General features: G+C 41.1%; 12 protein-coding genes. 7 read left to right on the forward strand and 5 right to left on the reverse strand.

From position 1 onward, the window contains the following. Positions 1 to 61 precede the first annotated feature (61 nt). Entirely contained in the window at positions 62 to 1,006 is a 945-nt protein-coding gene (locus D0S24_RS03610; protein ID WP_117018449.1) for a dihydrodipicolinate synthase family protein, read from the forward strand. 386 nt (positions 1,007 to 1,392) lie between these two features. Here the strand turns inward: D0S24_RS03610 and D0S24_RS03615 are convergent, their stop codons facing one another. The 4 genes from D0S24_RS03615 to D0S24_RS03640 form a co-directional block, all read right to left on the reverse strand. Beyond that, positions 1,393 to 1,593 carry a hypothetical protein gene (locus tag D0S24_RS03615; protein ID WP_117018450.1) on the reverse strand — a complete coding sequence of 67 codons (201 nt, stop codon included), beginning with the start codon at positions 1,591 to 1,593 and terminating at the stop codon, positions 1,393 to 1,395. Positions 1,594 to 3,119: 1,526 nt separating this feature from the next. Next, on the reverse strand, positions 3,120 to 4,343 hold the full coding sequence (locus D0S24_RS03630) for a site-specific integrase (protein ID WP_117018453.1): 1,224 nt from the start codon (positions 4,341 to 4,343) through the stop codon (positions 3,120 to 3,122). Between the two features lie 727 nt (positions 4,344 to 5,070). Beyond that, the gene (locus tag D0S24_RS03635) at positions 5,071 to 5,472 is read right to left on the reverse strand and encodes a response regulator (protein ID WP_117018454.1); all 402 of its coding nucleotides are present in this window, start codon (positions 5,470 to 5,472) and stop codon (positions 5,071 to 5,073) included. Between the two features lie 124 nt (positions 5,473 to 5,596). After that, complete coding sequence (locus D0S24_RS03640) at positions 5,597 to 8,644, reverse strand: PAS domain-containing protein (protein WP_117018455.1); 3,048 nt, start codon at positions 8,642 to 8,644, stop codon at positions 5,597 to 5,599. Positions 8,645 to 9,565: 921 nt separating this feature from the next. On the opposite strand from D0S24_RS03640, the gene rimP reads away from it, so the two are divergent. From rimP to infB, 3 genes are read left to right on the forward strand one after another with little or no spacing between them, the layout of a single operon-like run. After that, on the forward strand, positions 9,566 to 10,027 hold the full coding sequence (gene rimP / locus D0S24_RS03645; protein ID WP_117018456.1) for a ribosome assembly cofactor RimP: 462 nt from the start codon (positions 9,566 to 9,568) through the stop codon (positions 10,025 to 10,027). A 13-nt stretch (positions 10,028 to 10,040) separates the two neighbouring features. Continuing rightward, positions 10,041 to 11,273, forward strand: coding sequence for a transcription termination factor NusA (nusA, locus tag D0S24_RS03650; protein WP_072862850.1), 1,233 nt, complete (start codon positions 10,041 to 10,043; stop codon positions 11,271 to 11,273). A 43-nt stretch (positions 11,274 to 11,316) separates the two neighbouring features. Continuing rightward, on the forward strand, positions 11,317 to 14,148 hold the full coding sequence (gene infB, locus D0S24_RS03655) for a translation initiation factor IF-2 (RefSeq protein ID WP_117018457.1): 2,832 nt from the start codon (positions 11,317 to 11,319) through the stop codon (positions 14,146 to 14,148). Positions 14,149 to 14,187: 39 nt separating this feature from the next. Here infB and D0S24_RS03660 read toward each other — a convergent pair whose 3' ends face one another. Beyond that, a complete protein-coding gene (locus D0S24_RS03660; RefSeq protein WP_117018458.1) occupies positions 14,188 to 14,559 on the reverse strand; it encodes an SPOR domain-containing protein in 372 nt (123 codons plus the stop codon). 229 nt (positions 14,560 to 14,788) lie between these two features. On the opposite strand from D0S24_RS03660, the gene D0S24_RS03665 reads away from it, so the two are divergent. From D0S24_RS03665 to nrfD, 3 genes are read left to right on the forward strand one after another with little or no spacing between them, the layout of a single operon-like run. Then, entirely contained in the window at positions 14,789 to 16,117 is a 1,329-nt protein-coding gene (locus tag D0S24_RS03665) for a c-type cytochrome (protein WP_117018459.1), read from the forward strand. A gap of 35 nt (positions 16,118 to 16,152) precedes the next feature. After that, complete coding sequence (locus tag D0S24_RS03670; RefSeq protein ID WP_117018460.1) at positions 16,153 to 19,272, forward strand: TAT-variant-translocated molybdopterin oxidoreductase; 3,120 nt, start codon at positions 16,153 to 16,155, stop codon at positions 19,270 to 19,272. Positions 19,273 to 19,305: 33 nt separating this feature from the next. Continuing rightward, complete coding sequence (gene nrfD / locus D0S24_RS03675; protein WP_117018461.1) at positions 19,306 to 21,054, forward strand: NrfD/PsrC family molybdoenzyme membrane anchor subunit; 1,749 nt, start codon at positions 19,306 to 19,308, stop codon at positions 21,052 to 21,054. Positions 21,055 to 21,056 lie beyond the last annotated feature (2 nt).

The following is a 21,056-nucleotide window of genomic DNA, read 5'->3' on the forward strand; positions in this document are numbered from 1 at the left end:
CTAAATCAAGAAAACAAATAGTCTTAAACCCAAATAAACTTTAATTTAAAAAAAAACAAAAATGGAACAAAAACTAAAAGGAATTATACCTCCATTAATAACCCCTTTAACAGAGGAATACAATTTGGATGTACCAGCGGTACACAGATTAACTGAACATTTAATACAAGGCGGAGTACATGGCCTATTTATCTTGGGAACTACTGGCGAGGCCACCGGCCTCAAGTACGATGTAAGACAGAAGATGATAATCGAAACATGTTTGGCTTCAAAGGATAAAATACCGATAATGGTCGGCATCACAGATACATCACTCGGAGAAAGCCTTAAACTAGCCAATTTAGCAAAAGAACACGGAGCAATGGCAGTTGTAGCAGCACCGCCCTACTATTTTAATTTGGGTCAACAAGAATTGCTAGAGTATTACGAAGATTTGGCGAACAATCTGCCACTGCCCCTATATCTATATAATATGCCCGGATTAACAAAGGTGCATATTAATACCGATACTGCTATTGTGCTTTCTAAACACCCAAATATTATTGGGTTAAAGGATAGCTCTGCCAACACCGTCTACTTTCAATCACTAATTCATGGAATTGAAAGAGAAGATTTTGGATTGTTTGTAGGACCAGAAGAAATTACAGCCGAAACGGTACTTATGGGTGGCGATGGTGGTGTTAATGGTGGGGCCAACTTGTTTCCCCGCTTATATGTTGAACTTTATCAGGCTTCTCTAAACAAAGATTTTCAAAGAATGGCTCAGTTACAAAGCCAAGTTATGGAAGTGGCCAGAATGCTTTACAATGTTGGTAAATATGGTTCAAGTTATCTAAAGGGTTTAAAGGGAGCAGCTTCGTTATTAGGTTTGTGCCGCCCATATCTTGCCCCGCCTCTCAAACAATTCAAACATTTGGAAATGGAAATAATTGGGAAAAATTTAAAAGCAATCCAAACTAATATTGAAGAAATAGGGTTATCAAGTTTTACAAAGCAATATAAATAAATCGCATTTGGATAGCATAATATTTAACAACGACCTTTAAATATTACGAAATATTGGTTTATCGGTGTTTAGTCGATAAAGCAAAAACTTAAATACTTGTCATTCATTATTTCATCTTATTGTTAAATAATAGGTATTTAAAACCCATTAATTAAGTACGTGGAATGACTTACTTATAAAAAAGAATGAATGTTGTTTTTGTGAAATCATAATAAGGTAGGGGAAGTCGCGGTTCTGTAAGGGTAATGAAGTGCAACGCAAAAAAGTGGTAATGTGCTGAACGCAACATGAAAAGGGATTATTCGCTCGAGGTAGGAGCTAAAGCACATTTATTTCCCTTTAGTTTTTCTCACGGTTTGAAATTAGGATACAACCAGTTCATTGGCCTAGTCCAACACTGTATTTGTAAAGCTTTTCAAATAAATTTCTGTTGTACGTAAAAAATTGTGGGCTAATCCTTCACTCATGATTTCAGTGGGTATCCCAATGAACTTGGCGATGGTGGCCTGGGAATGACGGATAGTATAAGTAGTAAATGCCTCCCCTATACGCGCATCATCGGCGATGATTTTAAGGTAACCGTTCATTCTTCTTCGTAAGGATTTGTATTTTTCATAACTCTTTGTACTTCCATCATAATTCGCAGGGAATAAGTAATCATATCCCGTTTTGTACTAGATATAGAAACCTAAAATTTTTCCAAGCTCATCCGTAATACGAACAGAGAGCTGGTCTCCCGTTTTACTCCTTCCATAGAATATACTGTGCCGCGCAAAAGTCCAAGGGGAGAAAACCTTTTTTTATCTTTTTCTCCCTAACCACATCCATTTTTATCCGTTGAAATGTTCAATTACCTTCAGGTTGCACTTGGAACGGTTAATTATAATAAATAATATATGGATTGCTACGGTCACGATATATGAATATATTTAAATATGCAAATATAAATATATGGAAATATGTATATAGGTAAATATGATTTACGTAATCTGATGGTTTTATTGTTTTAAAATAGGAACAAATCCGACCCGCCCGTTTTGAGAAAAAACCATTAATAAAATTCTATAAATATTAATCTTCGGAGAAGATAGCAAGTTATGTTTTAAGCATCTTAAAACTACTACTACTAGCGAAGTGAAAACCCTGCCTACGGCTGGAGGCTGATATATATAGAAGGAGAAAATAGTAAATTAAACAGAAATTTTTAAAGAAATCAGGACCACGGTCGGGACAATTTTGAAAATCTCTGGCCCAGGTATTTGATAGAGAGAGGGCAATATAAGAAGGTAGCCTATCTGTTAGTGTTAGAAAAGTTAATGCTCGATTTTCCTTTATTGTAATAAGATCATCAAATGGAAAACAGATTAAAGGAAAGCTAATATACCGTTTCCAAAAAAAAAGACCGATGCCGAACAGACCTATTTCCTTCGCCATGGTATTTATTACAGGGCAATCTGTTTGGAAGTAAATATACCAAGGAGGAGGCGGATTTTTAACAGGTTTACGGCTAAACTGACCAATCACTCCAAGTACTAGGGTAAGTGACTTTCGGTTTAGGGTTTTGATACAGTGATCGCTTATAGAATCTGGCTCTCAATGGCTGATTTTTTTTAATAGGGGAAAGAAGAAAATGGTTAATGTCCCGTCTCCTCTTATACAGATAAATCCCGACAAAATTTAGAAGAAATCTATTATTACATGCTTTAGTGCCAAACTTAAATTTCCAATCTTTCGTGATATTCATCTATTATATGCGTAGGGAGATTTTTAATATATATTTCAGTTGTACTGACATCACTTGTCCGAGCATTTTGCTCAGAGCATTTATTGGAACATTATTGAGAATTAGGTTTGTTCCCATGGAATGACGACTCACATAACTAGTTAAATTTTCTTCAATTTCAAAAAGTTGAGCAATCTCTTTTAGACGTTTGTTATATCGCTTTCTTGCACATCTCTACCGGGTGCTTTTTTATAGATAGGGAGAAGAAATAATTTTTTTTGATTTCCATAATTCAATGCCACTAATACGACTGTAAAATGACGATGTGAAACTACTGGCAATTACTGTGATTGTTTAAGGCCAAAAAAGTTGGGATAGACAAGCAATAAATCAAAAATTTATCACCGCATCCAAAGCCTCATCAGCTTCTTTATGGATAAAATTAGCTTGGTAGTTTATAGTCGTTTTTAAATCACTGTGTCGATAGAGCTTTTGTAACATTAACGGATGAATCTTATCTCCTGCAATATTGCCAAACGAATGACGCGCAATGTGCATAGTTAATTTTTTGCTGATCTCGGCCTTTACAGCGATTTTCTTTAAATGTTTATTGAATTTTAAGGTGGCATTTTTAGTGCTTCGCAACATTCGGTCCGCATTATTATGATCAATACCTCTTAATTCTGGAAAGATATACTCATTCGTGCCAAGATCAGAGTCAGCGTATAGGTTAATAATATTATGGAGCTTGTCTGATATTTTTAATGAGATTACCTTACTGTTTTTGTTCATCTGATAAAAGAGACGACCCTCATGAATATCGGTCCATTTTATTTTTAAAACATCAGCAATACGCATTCCTGCCAAGTAAAAGCTGAATAACCAAACATTCCGTGCATGATTTTGCGGGGCATGAACTGAAAGGTTAAGATTTTCAATACGGGAAATTTCTTCACTGGTTAGACCTATTTTGACAGATTGTGGTATTTTAATTTTAATCTTGCCCTTTTCGGAGCCAAAAGGATAAAATTCAGGTTTCACCAGTTTTTCCTGTATAGCTCTATTGTATAACGTGCGAATAAACATTAGAACATTGGCAATACTTCTATCACCAAGTGTGCCCAGGGCTCTCAAATAACTCTGTAGACCTCGAAGAAAGGGAACAGTTATCTGGTCAAAACTTAATGATTTACCTCCCATATAATCTTTGATGCGATTGAGTAGGGGGCGTTCACTATCGATACGGGATAATTTTTTGCTTTCTTTCAATTGCTTAAAGTGTTTTTCAGCGTAATCAAAAAAGGAATGTACAGTTAGCGTTGTAGTTAATTGTGATTTCAATTCTTGAACGGAAAAATGGTCACCATCTTTTGCAGCCGTATCCAATAAAATGGCATTGGCCTCCGCCTGCTTAATTGCAATTAGATTGTTTAAACGTGCAGAATTAGGGTGTGATTTTTTAACTTTTTGTTTTGTTACGTCCCAAAATTTGGGATCAAGATATTGACCTGTGTAGAGAAAAGTTGATTTTCTATCCTTAGTGACTCGAACTGCGATTGGAAAAAGTCCTTGTTTATTACTTTTTTTTCTTAATATAGTGTTGATTGTTGCCATTTTTTTCGAACATATGTAGTAAAGATACAAAATTCAGGTACAACATAGGTACAACAAATGATGGTTTTTCTTGGTTTCTTGTGGTCTTATGTGATTTTTGGCATAGGTTAAAGTACATATTTTCAGTTAAATAGAAACATTTAAGTTTAAAAGTATATAAGTTCGAGTCCTAGTAGGCCAACGTAAAGTTTAGAAGTAAAATCCCGATTTCGAAAGAGGTCGGGATTTTTATTTTGTAAAAAAAATTGGACAGGGAATTAGGGCATCAAGAACAATTCTGGATCAAGTCCAAAATCTGGGTTTTTACGGATCAGGAACAATTACTGTGTTTGTGCAAATATTTCTATGGAAAAAATAGCTTCATAAAGACACTGCTTTTTGGCTTCGTTTTCCGCAAGGGATCCCGGAGCGTATTATGTCGTCCATGAAAGGTAAAAAGGGACTTTAAACGGAGCTATTTTATCGCGCCAAAAAGGGGTGGATCCAGCCTATTTGCATTTACGACCTATCTATGGACTATCTATGGAGTATCTATGGAGTATCTATGGAGTATCTATGGAGTATCTATGGAGTTGACCCGTCCTTAAAATAGCTATATGACTTTGAACACGAACTTTGGGATAGTTTATCCTATCTTATTCCAATTCACACACAACTTTTGGGATTGATCCCTTCAATTACTGCTGTCCTAATTTTTTGGGGAATCATAAAAGATCAGGAAGTTTGTTCAGTAGGAAAACGTTTTTATAAGAAAATCTTTGTTTATTGGCTTCTCAATAAAATCGAGTACAAGTGGATTTAGTTGTGCACATTGAATATCGGCAGGATCAATGGAAGAGGAGAGTATGTAGATGTTGAATTGATTTTTTATCGGCTTTTTGAAAGTTTCAAATTTTTCAAGAAATTCCCATCCCGTTAAGGTGGGCATATTGATATCCAAAAAAAGGGTTATTTTTTCTTCAAACGGGTGATGCTCCAAGTCGGTTTCAATATAATCCAATGCTATTTCGGGAATATTGAAATCCTTCACTTCCGCCCCTTCAAGATTTTTTTCTATTACTTTTTTTAAGAGTAAATTGCTGAGGGGATCATCATCTACGAGTATAAATAGTTTATATAGGTTTGTCATTTTTGGTTTGCTTTATTGTAATCCAAATATTTGCTAGAAGCCCGCCCGGATGGCGCCCTAGCTTGTAAGGCCGGTCCATTTGTGTAGGCCCTAACTCGAGCACGGTTTGTTTCTATGACATCGTTTATTCGAAAATTATGGTAAATTCTGTTCCTTTATCGGGTTCGCTTGCCACGGTTATTTTTCCGCCCATTGCCTCTACTTGTGTCTTGACCATGAACAAGCCCATGCCTTTGCCTTCTACATGGGAGTGAAACCGTGCATAAAGGCCGAATATTTTATGGCCTTTTGTTTTTAGGTCGATGCCCAATCCGTTATCCTTAAATATAAGAACTATTTTTCCGTTTTCTTTTTTGCTCATTATTTCAATGAACGGTTGCTCGTTTGGCCTACAATATTTTATGCTATTGCTTATTAAATTGTAAAATATACTGTGCATATAAACTTTGAAGGAAAAAATTTCATCAACCTCGGAAAAATCAGATTGGATATGAACGGGATGTTTTTCATTAAGATTACCGTAACTGGTAGATATATCGTTCACCAATTTTGAAAAGGAAATGGGTTCCTTTCTTTCCTTAACTTCCAGTTTTACTTGCAGTATGTAATTGATATCCTTAATAATGTTGTCCAGGCCCAGGGCAGATGTAGCAAGTGCCTGCAAAAATTCTGTTCGCTCCTGTTGTGTGAGCGATTCAGTTTGCAAGTATTCGGATATACCGATAATGTTTGCTGTTGGTGCGCGCAGATTGTGGGAAATAATAAAGGTAAACTGCTCCAGGGCGCGATTCCGGTGAAGCAAGTCGTTCGTTATTTTTATCCGTTCCAATTCTGCATTTTTTCTTTTAGTTATATCCCTGGAATGGCATGCAATACCGGCAATATATTTGTTCACAATAATAGGGTTGAAGCTTGCCTCAATCCATGATTCGTCCCTTCCGGAAGAATGGGGGGTGTAAATTTCTGTTTTAAAAGCCTCTCCCAAAAGTGCTCTGCGATAAAGTTCCTCCCAATTTTTTATGGACTCATCCGGGATCATATCAAAACTCATTAAATCATCCCCCTGTTGAATTTCAAGGCCGGTAAATTCTTTCATTTCCTTGACGAATGCATCGTTGGCAGCTATTAATTTATAATCAGTTGAAATGCTCCAAATGAAATCATCCGTACTGTTAATAAGCGCCTCCTTATCCCTTCTTTCAAACTCTTTTTGCTCTTCTGCCTTCTTCTTCTCCGTAATATCAATGGCTGTTACAAAAGCGCCAAAGATAGTGCCGGATTCATCCTTGGCGGGACTGTATTTGAGGGAAAAGTAAGTGTTTGAATTGTTGGAATCGGGGACGATAATTTCAGCTTGTTCAACATACCCTTCCAATACTTTTTTATATATGGCAGCGGCGATCTCCTTTCTTTCCGGTTGTACATAATTTAAAATGGAATCCCCTTTGCGCACTTCCAGATTGAAATATTTTCTGTATAAATTTCTAAATTGATTATTGAAGGATACAATCTGCAGCTCACTGTTGAGCAATATAAACGACTCTTCGGTGTTATTGATGAGCAATAACATTTCCGCCTCAGTTTTTTTGCGTTCGGAAATGTCGATATGCATCACCACTGCACCTGTCAGAAAATGGCTTTTAAAGGGCCTCACCTCTACTTTATACCATCTTTTTTCGGTAGGTGAATTGCAGGGGTATTCCATCGTAAAATAGGCTCTGGTCCCACTCAATATATCCTTTAGACCCTGTGCCATGCGCCTGCCATCTTCTGCATCAATACCTTTAGAATTTTCGGATATTGCAATATAGTCTTTACCAAGATGCTGATAGGCATCGTCCAACCCGTTTAATTTTCCAAAATGAATCCATTCGTCATTAACTTTTAGTATGCTTCCGTCATTCTCAAGTAAAGCTATGCTAGCAGGCAAGGTGTTTAGAATGGCTGATTGCTGGTTCGAGACCGCTTCCAATTCAGCGAAGTTTTTTTGTAATTCTATTTCCGCTTCCTGATGCCTTTCTGCATTTTCAAACATTTCAAGGGCAAAGGATATATCCCCTGTTACTTCTTTTAGCAATGCAATATCGTCCTGGTCAAAATAATTACGTTCTTTTGCGTAGAGGTTGAACGTACCGACGATGTTGTCCCATTTTTTTATTGGCAATACGATTAAGGATCCAATGTTATGTTTATTGGCATAATGTTTCCAGCTTTTTACTTTAAGGGTCTTCCCAATATCGTTGCAGAGAAAATACTTGCCTGTTCTCAATACGTAATTCTCCGGTCCATTAATTTCATAAGGGGAATCGGTAAATGCTCTGATATCCTGTTCCGGAATGCCGCATGAATCAAGAAGGTCTATTTTATTTTCTGCCGGGTTAAACCTGCCTATCCAGGCTATTTGGTATTTGCCGAACTCAAGGGCAATGTCGCACGATTTTCTAAAAAGTGTGTTCGCATCTTTTACATGTACAATGGTTTGGTTGATCTGGCTTATGAACTGGTAAAGCCGATTGGCCCTCTCCAGTTTTTCCTCCGAAATTTTATTTTCCTCCAACGATGTTGTCAGCCCGGCTAGGAGCAGGTCCAAACATTTGGAAAATGCAAAACTTAATAGAACCAAATTGGATGATATGGCGACCCATGAGCCAAAACCATATACAGAGGAAATAGGGCTTTCCATTCCGAAATAAATAAGTAGGGCAAAGAAAAGGCAGACAAGGGTGTTTGCCCAAGCTGATAAATAGGCGGCCTTGGAAGAGTAGATAAGGGAAGAGAGAATGGTAACCGCAAGGGCAAACAAAAGTCCCGGTGCGGGTAACGGTAAAAAATAGAGGAGCGTTACCGATAAACAGAAAAGTATTCCAATAAAGATGGCCTTCCGTATTTCGAGTTTTATATCGGGACCAATGGTTATGAGGACTATTGTGGAAAAGGCAAATAAATCTGCAAGGCCGATAACGGCAACCCCGTTCACAAAGGCCATTGTAACGCTTGGAACGAGTGCTATTAAACTTAAGGGCGTAAGGTAGGTAAGGATATTGCAGAAAACGGCATTTCGCCAATAGGAAACTTCTCCCGGGCTGCTGGTTTCATTCTTCAAAACTACGTCCTGAACATGCTTTTTATAGATGGCCCACCCGCCGATATAATTTTTACTTAAATGTTGCATAAATTACTAATATTTCGGACCTGTTCCGTTGCAAGTATCAACTTGGAATATTATGAGTTTGCTTTTAGCGGGGGCTTTTCTGTTTTTTTTCTGAATTTGAAAGATAAAGGCTTTTAGGGAAATAACAGTTATGTTGGCGTTTTTTGCCATTTATATTTCTGAAAAATCAATTTTATGGGCAACGTTAAAACGCGCTGCTTGCGTAAATTCCCTTAACTAATTTGGAAAACGATTATTTGGGCAATGTTGAAGGGATAGTTTTTATTGTGGCAATTCATACTACTTTTTAGAAAAGGTTTAGATGGTTGGAACAAACGATTCTTTGTAGAACACGCTGGTGCAAAGGTACTTAATAAAATTAATAATAGATTTTATAACTTTAGGCTTTACCAAAAATATCCTTCACTCAATATAGTCTCCGACCCTTGGGACGGGACTACCTTTTAAGTAGCCCCGAAAACTTTTAGGGTGGTTTATGGTCCCGTTGGCCAATATTCGGCCCTGGTCGATTTTTATATATCGGTTGCTCCATTGTTATTTATTGGTATTCTTGCAATCGATGATTAGCTGCCAAATCGAGGTTCGGCCAAGCCAATGCCGTGCGTTTGGACGATAGAGGGGACAAACAGGAACAGAGCAATTTTTTGGCCGGTAGATCATGACTTTTTCAAATTCGAACAAAACTTTAGGGATTGGTCCATTGGTCTTTCTATATAATAAATAACATAGATTCTTGTAGAATCTAAAAATTATGTATATTTGCGGTGCTGAAAGAATATAAAGTATTCATGAGGGGACATTTTGTCCCCTCTTTTATTACTATACTTAATTGGACGGCACGGTAAGAAAACAGCTTTACCTTATATTCCGAGAGGGTCGATTTTTGGATTTGGGGGTGTGTGTTCAATAAAACCGAAGTATATGTTGAAGGATAAAGTTACTGCACTTTTAGAAGAAGCGTTAAAGGGGAATCAATCACTTTTTTTATTGGATTTCTCTATTTCGGCGGATAATAAAATAAAGATTACTTTGGACGGTGACCAAGGTGTTACCCTGCAGGATTGCATGGATGTAAGTAGGGCCATAGAGCATAATTTGGACAGGGAAGAAGAAGACTTTTCCCTGGAAGTTGCTTCTTCGGGAGCGGCTTCCCCGATTAAATTGCCCAGACAGTATACAAAAAATATAGGTAGAAAGCTTGAAGTCAAGACCCGGGACGGGGAATTTGTAGGCAAGTTAACAGAGGCCTCGGGGGATAGTATCACCCTGGAGTGGAAAGATAGGGAACCCAAACCCGTAGGAAAAGGGAAAATTACGGTTCAGAAAAAGCAGCAAATTGCAATTTCTGATATTAAGGAAGCTAAAGTTGTATTAAAATTTTAATTGTAGTTCAAAAATGGAAAATATTGCGCTAATCGAATCTTTTTCGGAATTTAAAGATGATAAATTCATAGATAGGGTAACGCTAATGGCGATTTTGGAGGATGTTTTTAGGAATGCGTTAAAGAAGAAGTTTGGTTCCGATGACAATTTCGATATCATTATAAACCCGGATAAAGGGGATTTGGAGATTTGGAGAAACAGGGTTGTGGTAGAAGATGGGGAAGTGGAAGATCCAAACGAAGAGATATCGCTTTCCGCAGCTAGAAAAATTGAACCTGATTTTGAGGTTGGTGAAGATGTATCCGAGGAGGTAAAATTGATAGATCTGGGAAGAAGGGCTATTTTGGCCTTACGGCAAAATCTTATTTCTAAGATCCATGAGCACGATAACACCACTATCTACAAGCAATTTAAGGATCTTGAAGGAGAGATTTATACCGCAGAGGTACATCATATAAGGCATAAGGCCATTATTCTTTTGGATGATGAGGGGAATGAGATTATTTTGCCGAAGGATAAGCAGATACCGTCCGATTTCTTCAGAAAAGGGGATAATGTACGTGGAATAATAGAGAGCGTGGAGCTTAAGGGCAACAAGCCTACCATAATTATGAGCAGAAGCTCTCCCCTGTTTTTGGAGCAACTGTTCTTTCAGGAAATCCCTGAAGTGTTCGATGGTTTGATAACCATTAAGAAGGCGGTAAGGATTCCAGGGGAAAAGGCCAAGGTAGCCGTTGATTCCTATGATGATCGTATTGATCCGGTAGGGGCCTGTGTGGGAATGAAGGGATCCAGGATCCATGGAATTGTCCGTGAATTGGGCAATGAAAATATAGATGTAATAAATTGGACCAGTAATCCACAGTTATTGGTTACCAGGGCCTTGAGCCCAGCACGGGTGTCTTCGGTCAAATTGAACGACGAAAAAATGACCGCCCAAGTGTATCTAAGGCCAGAGGAAGTTTCCAAGGCCATTGGCAGGGGAGGGCACAACATTCGTTTGGCAGGACAATTGACCGGTTATGAGATCGATGTGTTCCGTGAAGGTGTGGAAGAAGATGTTGAGCTTACCGAGTTCTCCGATGAAATAGAAGCATGGGTGATTGAGGAATTTAAGAAAATAGGTATGGATACCGCCAGAAGTGTTTTGGAACAGGATGTGGATGATCTGGTGAAAAGAACCGATTTGGAAGAGGAGACAATTTTGGAAGTTGTGCGAATTCTTAAGGAAGAATTAGAAGATTAAACTATATATTAGCAGTAAATTACAAGAATAGGAATTTTTTTTTATGGCGGATAATGCAACGATAAGGCTTAATAAAGTCCTAAGAGAACTTAATATTTCATTGGACCGTGCGGTAGACTATCTCGGGTCCAAAGGGCACGATATAGATGCACGGCCTACCACTAAAATATCCAATGAGGTATACCAGGTTCTATTGGACGAGTTCCAAACGGACATGAGCAAGAAAGTTGCGTCCAAAGAGGTGGGTGAAGAAAAGAGGAAGGAAAAGGAAGCTATACGGTTACAGCTGGAGCAGGAGCAGGAAGAAAAGAAGCTTGCAAGGGAAAAGAGGGCCGAGAAAGATAATATTATCAAGGGTAGGGTAGAACTTGCCGGTCCAAAGACCGTTGGAAAGATAGATTTGGACGCCGGCAAAAAAACAGTGCCTGCACAACCAATTAAATCGGAAGAAGAGGTCCCTGAAAAAACTGTAGAAAAGGCTCCTGAAAAAACGCCGGAAAAAGTAGAGGAAAAAACCCCTGAAAAAGTAGTAAAGGAAGAGCCTAAAGTAGCTGTTCCCGAAAAAGTGGAAGTTCCCGAGGCCAAGAAGGAAGAGGTGGTTCCAAAACAGGAAACTGTAAGATTTGAAGAGGTTAAGGCGGTGAAGGAAGAGAAGAAGGACGAGGCTCCTGCCGAACAGGATGCATCGGGGGAAAATGAGGTCATTGCTACCAAATATCAAAAACTGAGCGGGCCAAAAATTATGGGGGACAAAATAGATCTCACCAAATTTGAAAAGCCCAAAAAGAAAAAAGAAGCACCAAAATCCGGGGATACCTCCGATAGAAAAAAAAGAAGGAAACGTATAGTTTCCAAGCCCGGTACCACTAGTGCCGAATCCACGGGCAGACCACCGGCAGCCAAAGGAAGGGGACCTGTCGTAAGAAGGGCTCCCGGACAGCGGTTCGTATCCAATGCCAAGGTAGAGCCTACGGAGGAAGATGTACAAAAACAGGTAAGGGAAACCTTGGAAAAACTTCAAGGAAAATCCAAAAAAGGAAAAGGGGCCAAATATAGGCGGGATAAGCGGGATCAGCACCGACAACAAACCGAAAAGGACCTGGAACAACAGGAACTGGAAAGTAAAATCTTAAAGGTCACCGAGTTTGTTACCGCCAGCGAAGTGGCTACTATGATGGATGTACCGACTACGAAGATCATATCCGCCTGTATGTCGCTTGGGATCATGGTTACCATGAACCAACGACTGGATGCGGAGACTTTGTCCATTGTAGCCGATGAATTTGGTTATGAAGTGGAATTTGTAACGGCCGATTTGGAGGAAAGTATTGTTGAGGAAGCGGATGCCGCGGAAGATTTGGAGCCAAGGGCTCCAATAGTAACCGTAATGGGGCATGTGGATCACGGTAAAACCTCGTTGTTGGATTACATAAGAAAGGAAAATGTTATTGCAGGGGAGAGCGGGGGAATTACCCAGCATATTGGTGCGTATGGGGTGACTTTGGAAAATGGTCAAATGATATCCTTTTTGGATACTCCCGGGCACGAGGCCTTTACGGCAATGCGTGCCCGTGGAGCACAGGTTACGGATATAGCGATCATTGTAGTTGCGGCGGATGATGATATTATGCCCCAGACCAAGGAGGCCATAAGCCATGCGCAAGCGGCAGGGGTTCCCATAATTTTTGCAATCAACAAAATTGATAAGCCTACGGCCAATCCTGAAAAGATAAAGGATGGCCTGGCGCAAATGAACCTATTGGTGGAGGATTGGGGCGGTAAGATCCAGTCCCATGATATTTCGGCCAAAACAGGGCTAGGGGTCAAGGAATTGTTGGAGAAAGTGCTTTTGGAAGCGGAGCTTCTGGAACTGAAGGCCAATCCTAATAAACTGGCTTCGGGTACCGTAGTGGAAGCCTTTTTGGATAAGGGTAGGGGCTATGTGTCCACTATCCTGGTACAGGCCGGTACTTTGAGGATCGGTGATTATGTCCTGGCCGGAACCTGCAGTGGTAAGGTTAAGGCCATGCAAGATGAGCGTGGCAATATCATTAAGGAGGTGGGACCCTCAAGACCAATATCCATATTAGGGTTGGATGGAGCCCCCCAAGCAGGGGATAAGTTCAATGTTCTGGAGGATGAGCGCGAGGCAAGACAAATCGCTACCAAAAGATCCCAATTGTTGCGTGAGCAATCGGTTAGGACACAAAGACATATTACTTTGGATGAGATCGGACGTCGTATTGCGTTGGGCGACTTTAAAGAATTGAACATCATCCTTAAGGGTGATGTAGATGGTTCTGTGGAGGCCTTGACGGATTCGTTCCAGAAATTGTCTACAGACGAAATACAGGTCAATATAATTCATAAAGCGGTAGGTCCCATTACTGAATCGGACGTATTGTTGGCCTCTGCTTCCGATGCGGTCATTATCGGATTTAATGTAAGGCCAATGGGCAATGCCAGGCAGGTGGCCGAAAAAGAAGAAATAGATATTAGGATGTACTCTATTATTTATGATGCCATCAATGACCTTAAGGATGCCATGGAGGGTATGTTGTCCCCTGAAATGAAAGAAGAGATCACAGGGACCGCGGAGATACGTGAAACCTTTAAAATATCCAAGGTGGGCACTATTGCAGGTTGTATGGTGACCAGTGGTAAGATTTTTAGAAATTCAAGTATTAGATTGATCCGTGACGGTGTGGTCATATACACTGGGGAGCTATCCTCGCTGAAGAGGTTTAAGGACGATGTAAAAGAGGTAGCCAAAGGTTATGACTGCGGGTTGCAGGTCAAAAATTACAATGATATACAGGAATTGGATATCGTGGAAGCTTTTCAGGAAGTAGCTGTTAAGAAGAAATTGAAATAGCCGTTTTTCCGTTATTTAAATAATTGAAGAAAAAACGACCTAATTGGTCGTTTTTTCTGGTTTTAAGAGCATGGCACTCGGATATTTTTGCCTTACCTCTATAAGTTTGCGTTCCCCTTCCAATTGGGTCTTGAATCTCCCTATCCTGACCCTGTAACTTGGGGATTCAAAATCTATTTTAGTGGGCCAATCTGGAAAATCCTTGTCTACGTTTGCCTTCAGGGTTTCTGCTTCCTGAAAGGAGCCAAATCCGACCTGAATTCTGTAATGGCTGCTGTTTTCATTTACGGATTTATAGATCCCCAATAGCTTGGTTATATTTTCATCCTGCTGAATGTTTATATGGCCTTGTTGCCCATGGCAATAAAAAATGGAACTGGCTAGAATAAGGGTAAAAGAAAGGGTTTTCATAGGGCATTTATTTTGTAATATTTAGACGTTGCAAATGTAAAATATTCAGAATCAATCAAAAGATTTTATTATTATTTAGAATTGGTATAAATTATAAATTATCAAGACCTTAACATTTCCCAAATAAAGTCTAATGCGTATTTTTGCCATCAATTTGAGCATGGTCAATTTGTTTGTTATTGTGAATATATAAATATCATGCCAAACTTTCGATAGAAATATTTTTAATATGAAAAAGGTTCCATACCGCAATCTAATTTCTAAAGTTTTAGGTGTAAGTCTGGTAGTAGCATTACTGCTTTCAAATTCCCTTCTTGCTCAAGAATCTACAGCGGCCCCATCGGGGGAAGGCGATGCTGTAAAAGGTAAACAGTTGTTTAACCAAAATTGTGCCGCATGTCATGCTTTGAACAAAAAGATGACCGGTCCGGCTTTGGCGGGGGTCTCTGAAAAGTATGATAGGGAGTGGCTTCACCAGTGGGTTAAGAACAGTCCTGCGATGATCAAATCCGGGGATCCCGATGCCTTAAAAATTTACAATGAGTACAATCAGGCGGCAATGACCCCTTTTCCATTATTGTCCGATCAGGATATAGATGATATATTGGCCTATACCGATGCGCCTCCCGTGGTGGCTGCAACTCCTGTTGCTGTATCGGAAGGCGTCCAGGGTGCAGGGGATGCCTCCGGTATTTCCAATGAAATTATATTGGGGGCGCTGGCATTGGTTTTTGCCCTGTTGGTGATGATGTTGGTTTTGGTGAACAAAACCTTAAGGCGTATTGCGGAAGCCAACGGAGTGGTCTTGGAAAAGGAATCGGCGGAAAAAAGGCTGCCCATTTGGAAAGCCTTCGCTAAAAATCAGTTTTTGGTCCTGGTGTTTTCTATTTTTCTTTTATTGAGCGCCGCTTACTTTGCCTATGGGTGGATGATGCAGGTGGGGGTGGATCAGGGGTATGCCCCGATTCAGCCTATTCATTATTCCCATAAGATCCACGCTGGCGATAATGCTATAGAATGTAAGTATTGCCATTCTTCGGCCAGGGTTTCCAAGACTTCCGGAATACCATCGCTCAATGTGTGTATGAACTGTCACAAGTCCATATATGAATACAAAGGAAACCCTGAGGGGCCAAGCAAGGAGGATTTGGCCAATGGGTATACCAATGAGTTCTATACCGGTGAAATCAAAAAATTGTACAAGGCTGTGGGATGGGATGAGGAAAATCAGAAATATACCGGGGAGTCCAAACCGGTGGAATGGGTAAGGATCCATAATCTTCCTGATTTTGCCTACTTCAATCACTCCCAGCACGTATCCGTTGCGGGAATAGAGTGCCAGACCTGCCACGGTCCCGTTCAGGAGATGGAAATTATGTATCAATATTCCCCGCTTACCATGGGATGGTGTATTAATTGTCATCGCGAAACAAATGTTAAGGTGGAGGGTAATGAATATTATGAAAAGATTCATGCCGAACTTTCCAAAAAGTATGGGGTAGATAAGCTTACGGCCGCTCAGATGGGTGGATTGGAATGCGGTAAGTGCCACTATTAATCAAATTAACCAGAAGATAATTTCAGATATATAATATGTCATCAAACAAAAAATACTGGAAAAGCGAGGCGGAATTGAACCCCAACGATTCCATTGTTGAGACGCTAAGACAAAATGAATTTGTTCAAGAGATTCCTGTAGATGATTTCTTGGGCGATAAGGAAACATTGGCGGCATCTTCCACTAACAGAAGGGATTTTCTTAAGTATGTCGGATTTAGTACGGCTGCGGCTTCATTGGCGGCATGTGAGGGACCGGTGACCAAGTCTATTCCCTATGTGGTGAAACCGGATAACATTATTCCCGGGGTGGCCAATTTTTATGCCACTACTATTGCCAATGGTTTTGATTTTGCCAGTATTTTGGTGAAAACCCGTGAGGGAAGACCTATTAAGATTGAAAATAATACGGATGCAAAAGTTGCCGGTAGTGCCAATGCCCGTGTTCAGGCATCGGTACTGTCATTGTATGATAGTACCCGCTTGCAAGGGCCAACCTTTAACGGGGAGCCTATTGCTTGGAGCGATTTGGATACAGCGGTAAAGTCCAAGCTATTAGGGTTAAAGAATTCAACGAAAAGAATCGCGATATTATCGCAGACATATGCAAGTCCTTCCACTGCTGCATTGATTGCAGAATTCAAGGAAGCCTACGGAGATGTGGATCATGTTACTTATGATGCCATATCCGAGGATGCGGCGCTTTCTGCCTTTGAGGCCAGGTATGGTGAAAGGGCTTTGGCCGATTACAATTTTGCGAATGCCGAGGTCATAGTTTCCTTCGGTGCCGATTTCCTAGGGGACTGGCAAGGTGGTGGTTATGATAGCGGGTATGCCAAGGGCAGGGTTCCTGTAAATGGAAAAATGTCCAGGCATGTGCAGTTCGAGGCCAATATGTCCTTGACCGGTGCCAATGCGGATAAAAGGGTTCCATTGACCCCATCCGAACAAAAGGTGGCCTTGGCCTATTTCTACGGAAAACTTAATGGTACTGCCGTAAGCGCAAGTCTTCCCGAAAGCGCAAAAGCAGCACTGGATGCTGTGGCCGCCCAAGTATTAAAAAATAGATCAAATGCCGTAGTGGTTACGGGGATCGAGGATGTTCATGCCCAGACAGTGGTTTTGGCCATTAATGAAATGTTGGGAAGCATGGCTTTTGATGTTACGGCTCCCAAGTACGTAAGGCAGGGCAATGTTAAGGCGGTCAATGCCCTTTTGTCCGATATGAAAGCGGGTAAAATTGGGGCTTTGTTGATGGACGGTGTTAATCCGGCATACTCCTTGCCCAATGCCGCAGATTTTGTGGAGGGAATCAAGAATGTTGATTTAACGGTGGCATTTTCCACCAATAGAAACGAGACTACGGAATTGGTGCAGTACGTTGGTGCTTCCAACCACTATCTGGAATCTTGGGGCGATGCCCAAATGAAGAAAGGGCATTTTAGCCTTATGCAGCCTACCATAAAGGAATTGTTCGATACAAGGCAGATCCAATCGGCCCTATTGAAATGGTTGGATAGCGATAAAACCTATTACGATTATATAAAGGAAACTTGGAACGCCGGAATATTGGCGGGGAGTGACTGGAATCAGGCATTGCACGATGGTGTTTTTGAGGCTGTTCCGGTTGTTGCGGAAGATGTGGTTACCGTTGCTGCTCCTGTAGTTGCGGAATCGGAAGAAGTTGTTACAGAGGTGCCCTTGGCATCTGCCATTAGAAGTTTGTCCGGAGCTACTGCAGAAGGGATGGAGCTTACCTTGTATTCCAAGGTGGGTATGGGTGACGGACAGCAGGCAAGCAACCCTTGGCTGCAAGAGTTTCCGGATCCTATTACCAGGGTTTCTTGGGATAATTATGTTACCGTTTCCAAAGCCGATGCAGAAAAATTGGCCTTGGTCAATGAAAATGTGGCAGATGGCGGTTTAAACGGTAGCTATGTAAAACTTACGGTAGACGGAGCAGTAATTGATGGTGTTCCCGTTATTATACAGCCTGGTCAGGCTCCCGGTTCTATAGGGCTTTCTTTTGGGTACGGGAAAACCGTAGGAATGAAAAGTGAAATGCAGACCGGGGTAAATGCCTATACGTTGTATAAGGATTTTTCCAATATCCAATCGGTAACCTTGGAAAAGTCGGCCGGAATGCACGAGTTTGCTTGTGTCCAATTGCACAAGACCTTAATGGGCAGGGGCGATATTATTAAGGAAACTACCTTGGAGATATTTAATACAAAGGATGCCAAGGAATGGAACGTTGTTCCTGTAGTGTCCTTGGACCATCAGGAAGTTCCTGCTACTTCCGTAGATTTATGGGATAGCTTTGACCGTTCCATAGGACACCATTTTAATCTGTCCATAGATTTGAATGCCTGTACAGGTTGTGGGGCCTGTGTTATAGCGTGTCATGCAGAGAACAATGTGCCGGTCGTAGGGAAGGCAGAAGTAAGAAAATCAAGGGATATGCACTGGTTGCGTATAGATAGGTATTACTCTTCGGAAGATACCTTTGCCCAGGATGATACCAAAAAAGAAGAATTTGACGGCTTGTTCGGGGATAAGGGATCTTTGGGCGGATTTGGTGAGATGGAAGATCCATCGGCCAATCCCCAAGTGGCATTCCAGCCTGTAATGTGCCAGCATTGCAACCATGCACCATGTGAGACTGTCTGTCCGGTTGCCGCAACTTCCCATGGGCGTCAGGGCCAAAACCATATGGCCTATAACAGATGTGTTGGAACAAGGTACTGTGCCAACAACTGTCCATACAAAGTGAGGAGATTCAACTGGTTCCTGTATAATGAAAACGATGAGTTTGATTACCACATGAACAATGACCTGGGCAAGATGGTCATTAATCCTGACGTTACCGTAAGGTCTAGAGGGGTTATGGAAAAATGCTCTATGTGTATCCAAAAAACCCAGAAAACAATTTTGGATGCCAAACGGGATGGCCGTGTCGTTAAGGACGGAGAGTTTCAAACCGCTTGTTCCGCAGCATGTAGTAGCGGTGCTATGAAGTTTGGGGACGTAAATGATGCCGAGAGTGAAATTGTAAAATTAAAGGAAAGTAACCGCATGTATCACTTGTTGGAGCATGTTGGGACCAAACCCAATGTTTTTTATCACGTGAAAGTGAGGAATACGAACGAAGCTTAATCAAATTAAAGGAACGTAACTATATATTAAATTATGGCGTCGCATTACGAAGCACCTATACGAAAACCCTTAGTTCTTGGAGATAAAGGATACCACGATGTAACTGTGGACATTGCCGCTCCGGTTGAAGGGAAGGCCAATAAGCATTGGTGGATTGTATTTTCCATTGCATTAGCGGCATTCCTATGGGGTGTTGGCTGTATAATTTACACGGTATCAACAGGTATCGGTACTTGGGGATTGAACAAAACTGTAGGCTGGGCCTGGGATATTACCAACTTCGTTTGGTGGGTAGGTATCGGACATGCAGGAACCCTGATCTCTGCGGTACTATTGCTATTTAGGCAGAAATGGAGGATGGCCATTAACCGTTCCGCGGAGGCCATGACCATTTTTTCGGTGGTCCAGGCCGGATTGTTCCCTATCATCCACATGGGCCGTCCATGGTTGGCGTACTGGGTATTGCCTATCCCCAATCAGTTTGGGTCGCTTTGGGTAAACTTTAATTCACCATTGCTTTGGGACGTATTTGCCATCTCGACCTATCTCTCCGTGTCCTTGGTTTTTTGGTGGACCGGATTGCTTCCGGATTTTGCGATGATCCGTGATAGGGCGGTGAGGCCTTTTCAGAAGAAAATATACAGTTTGATAAGTTTTGGATGGACAGGGCGCGCCAAGGATTGGCAGCGTTTTGAGGAAGTGTCCCTGGTCTTGGCCGGTTTGGCCACGCCTTTGGTACTTTCCGTACATACCATTGTATCATTTGACTTTGCTACCTCGGTAATACCCGGATGGCATACTACCATCTTTCCCCCATACTTCGTTGCAGGGGCTATTTTCTCCGGTTTCGCCATGGTGAACACCTTGTTGATCATTATGAGAAAGGTTTGCCATTTGGAGGCCTATATTACCGTACAGCATATAGAGTTGATGAACATCGTAATCATGTTGACCGGTTCCATTGTAGGGTGTGCCTATATTACGGAATTGTTCATGGCTTGGTACTCCGGTGTTGAATACGAGCAGTACGCTTTCTTGAACAGGGCAACCGGACCTTACTGGTGGGCATATTGGGCAATGATGACCTGTAACGTGTTCTCGCCACAGTTTATGTGGTTCAAAAAATTAAGGACCAGTATTATGTTCTCATTCTTTATCTCTATTGTGGTAAACATAGGAATGTGGTTCGAGCGTTTTGTAATTATCGTAACTTCATTGCACAGGGATTACCTTCCATCTTCATGGACCATGTTCTCCCCAACATTTGTGGATATAGGGATATTCATCGGAACCATTGGGTTCTTCTTCGTACTCTTTTTATTGTATGCAAGGACCTTCCCTGTTATTGCCCAGGCCGAGGTAAAGTCCATTTTAAAATCTTCGGGTGAGAAATATAAAAAATTAAGGGATGCGGGCAAGCCTTTGTACGAAATTTCCAAAAGCAGAACTGTGGTGAAAGAAAGGGAACCCATAACCGATGATGTGTTGATGGGGGAAGTAGTGCCACAGATGGGCGATAAAGTAGGGGTTTCCGAGCTTTTAGGCACCCTTGGGACCTTCGATGCTACTACGGAAACAGCGGATGACCTTAAGAAGATAAAAGGTATTGGGCCTCAAATGGAAGCTACTTTGAATCAAATAGGGATATATACCTTCGCGCAGGTGGGGCGTATGACGGATAGGGAGTATGATCTGTTGGACTCCATTACGGAATCGTTCCCAGGTAGGGCACAGAGAGATGATTGGGCAGGACAAGCAAAGATTTTAAATAATAAGAAATAATT

Source organism: Arenibacter sp. P308M17 (genome assembly GCF_003426735.1).
Lineage (GTDB): Bacteria > Bacteroidota > Bacteroidia > Flavobacteriales > Flavobacteriaceae > Arenibacter.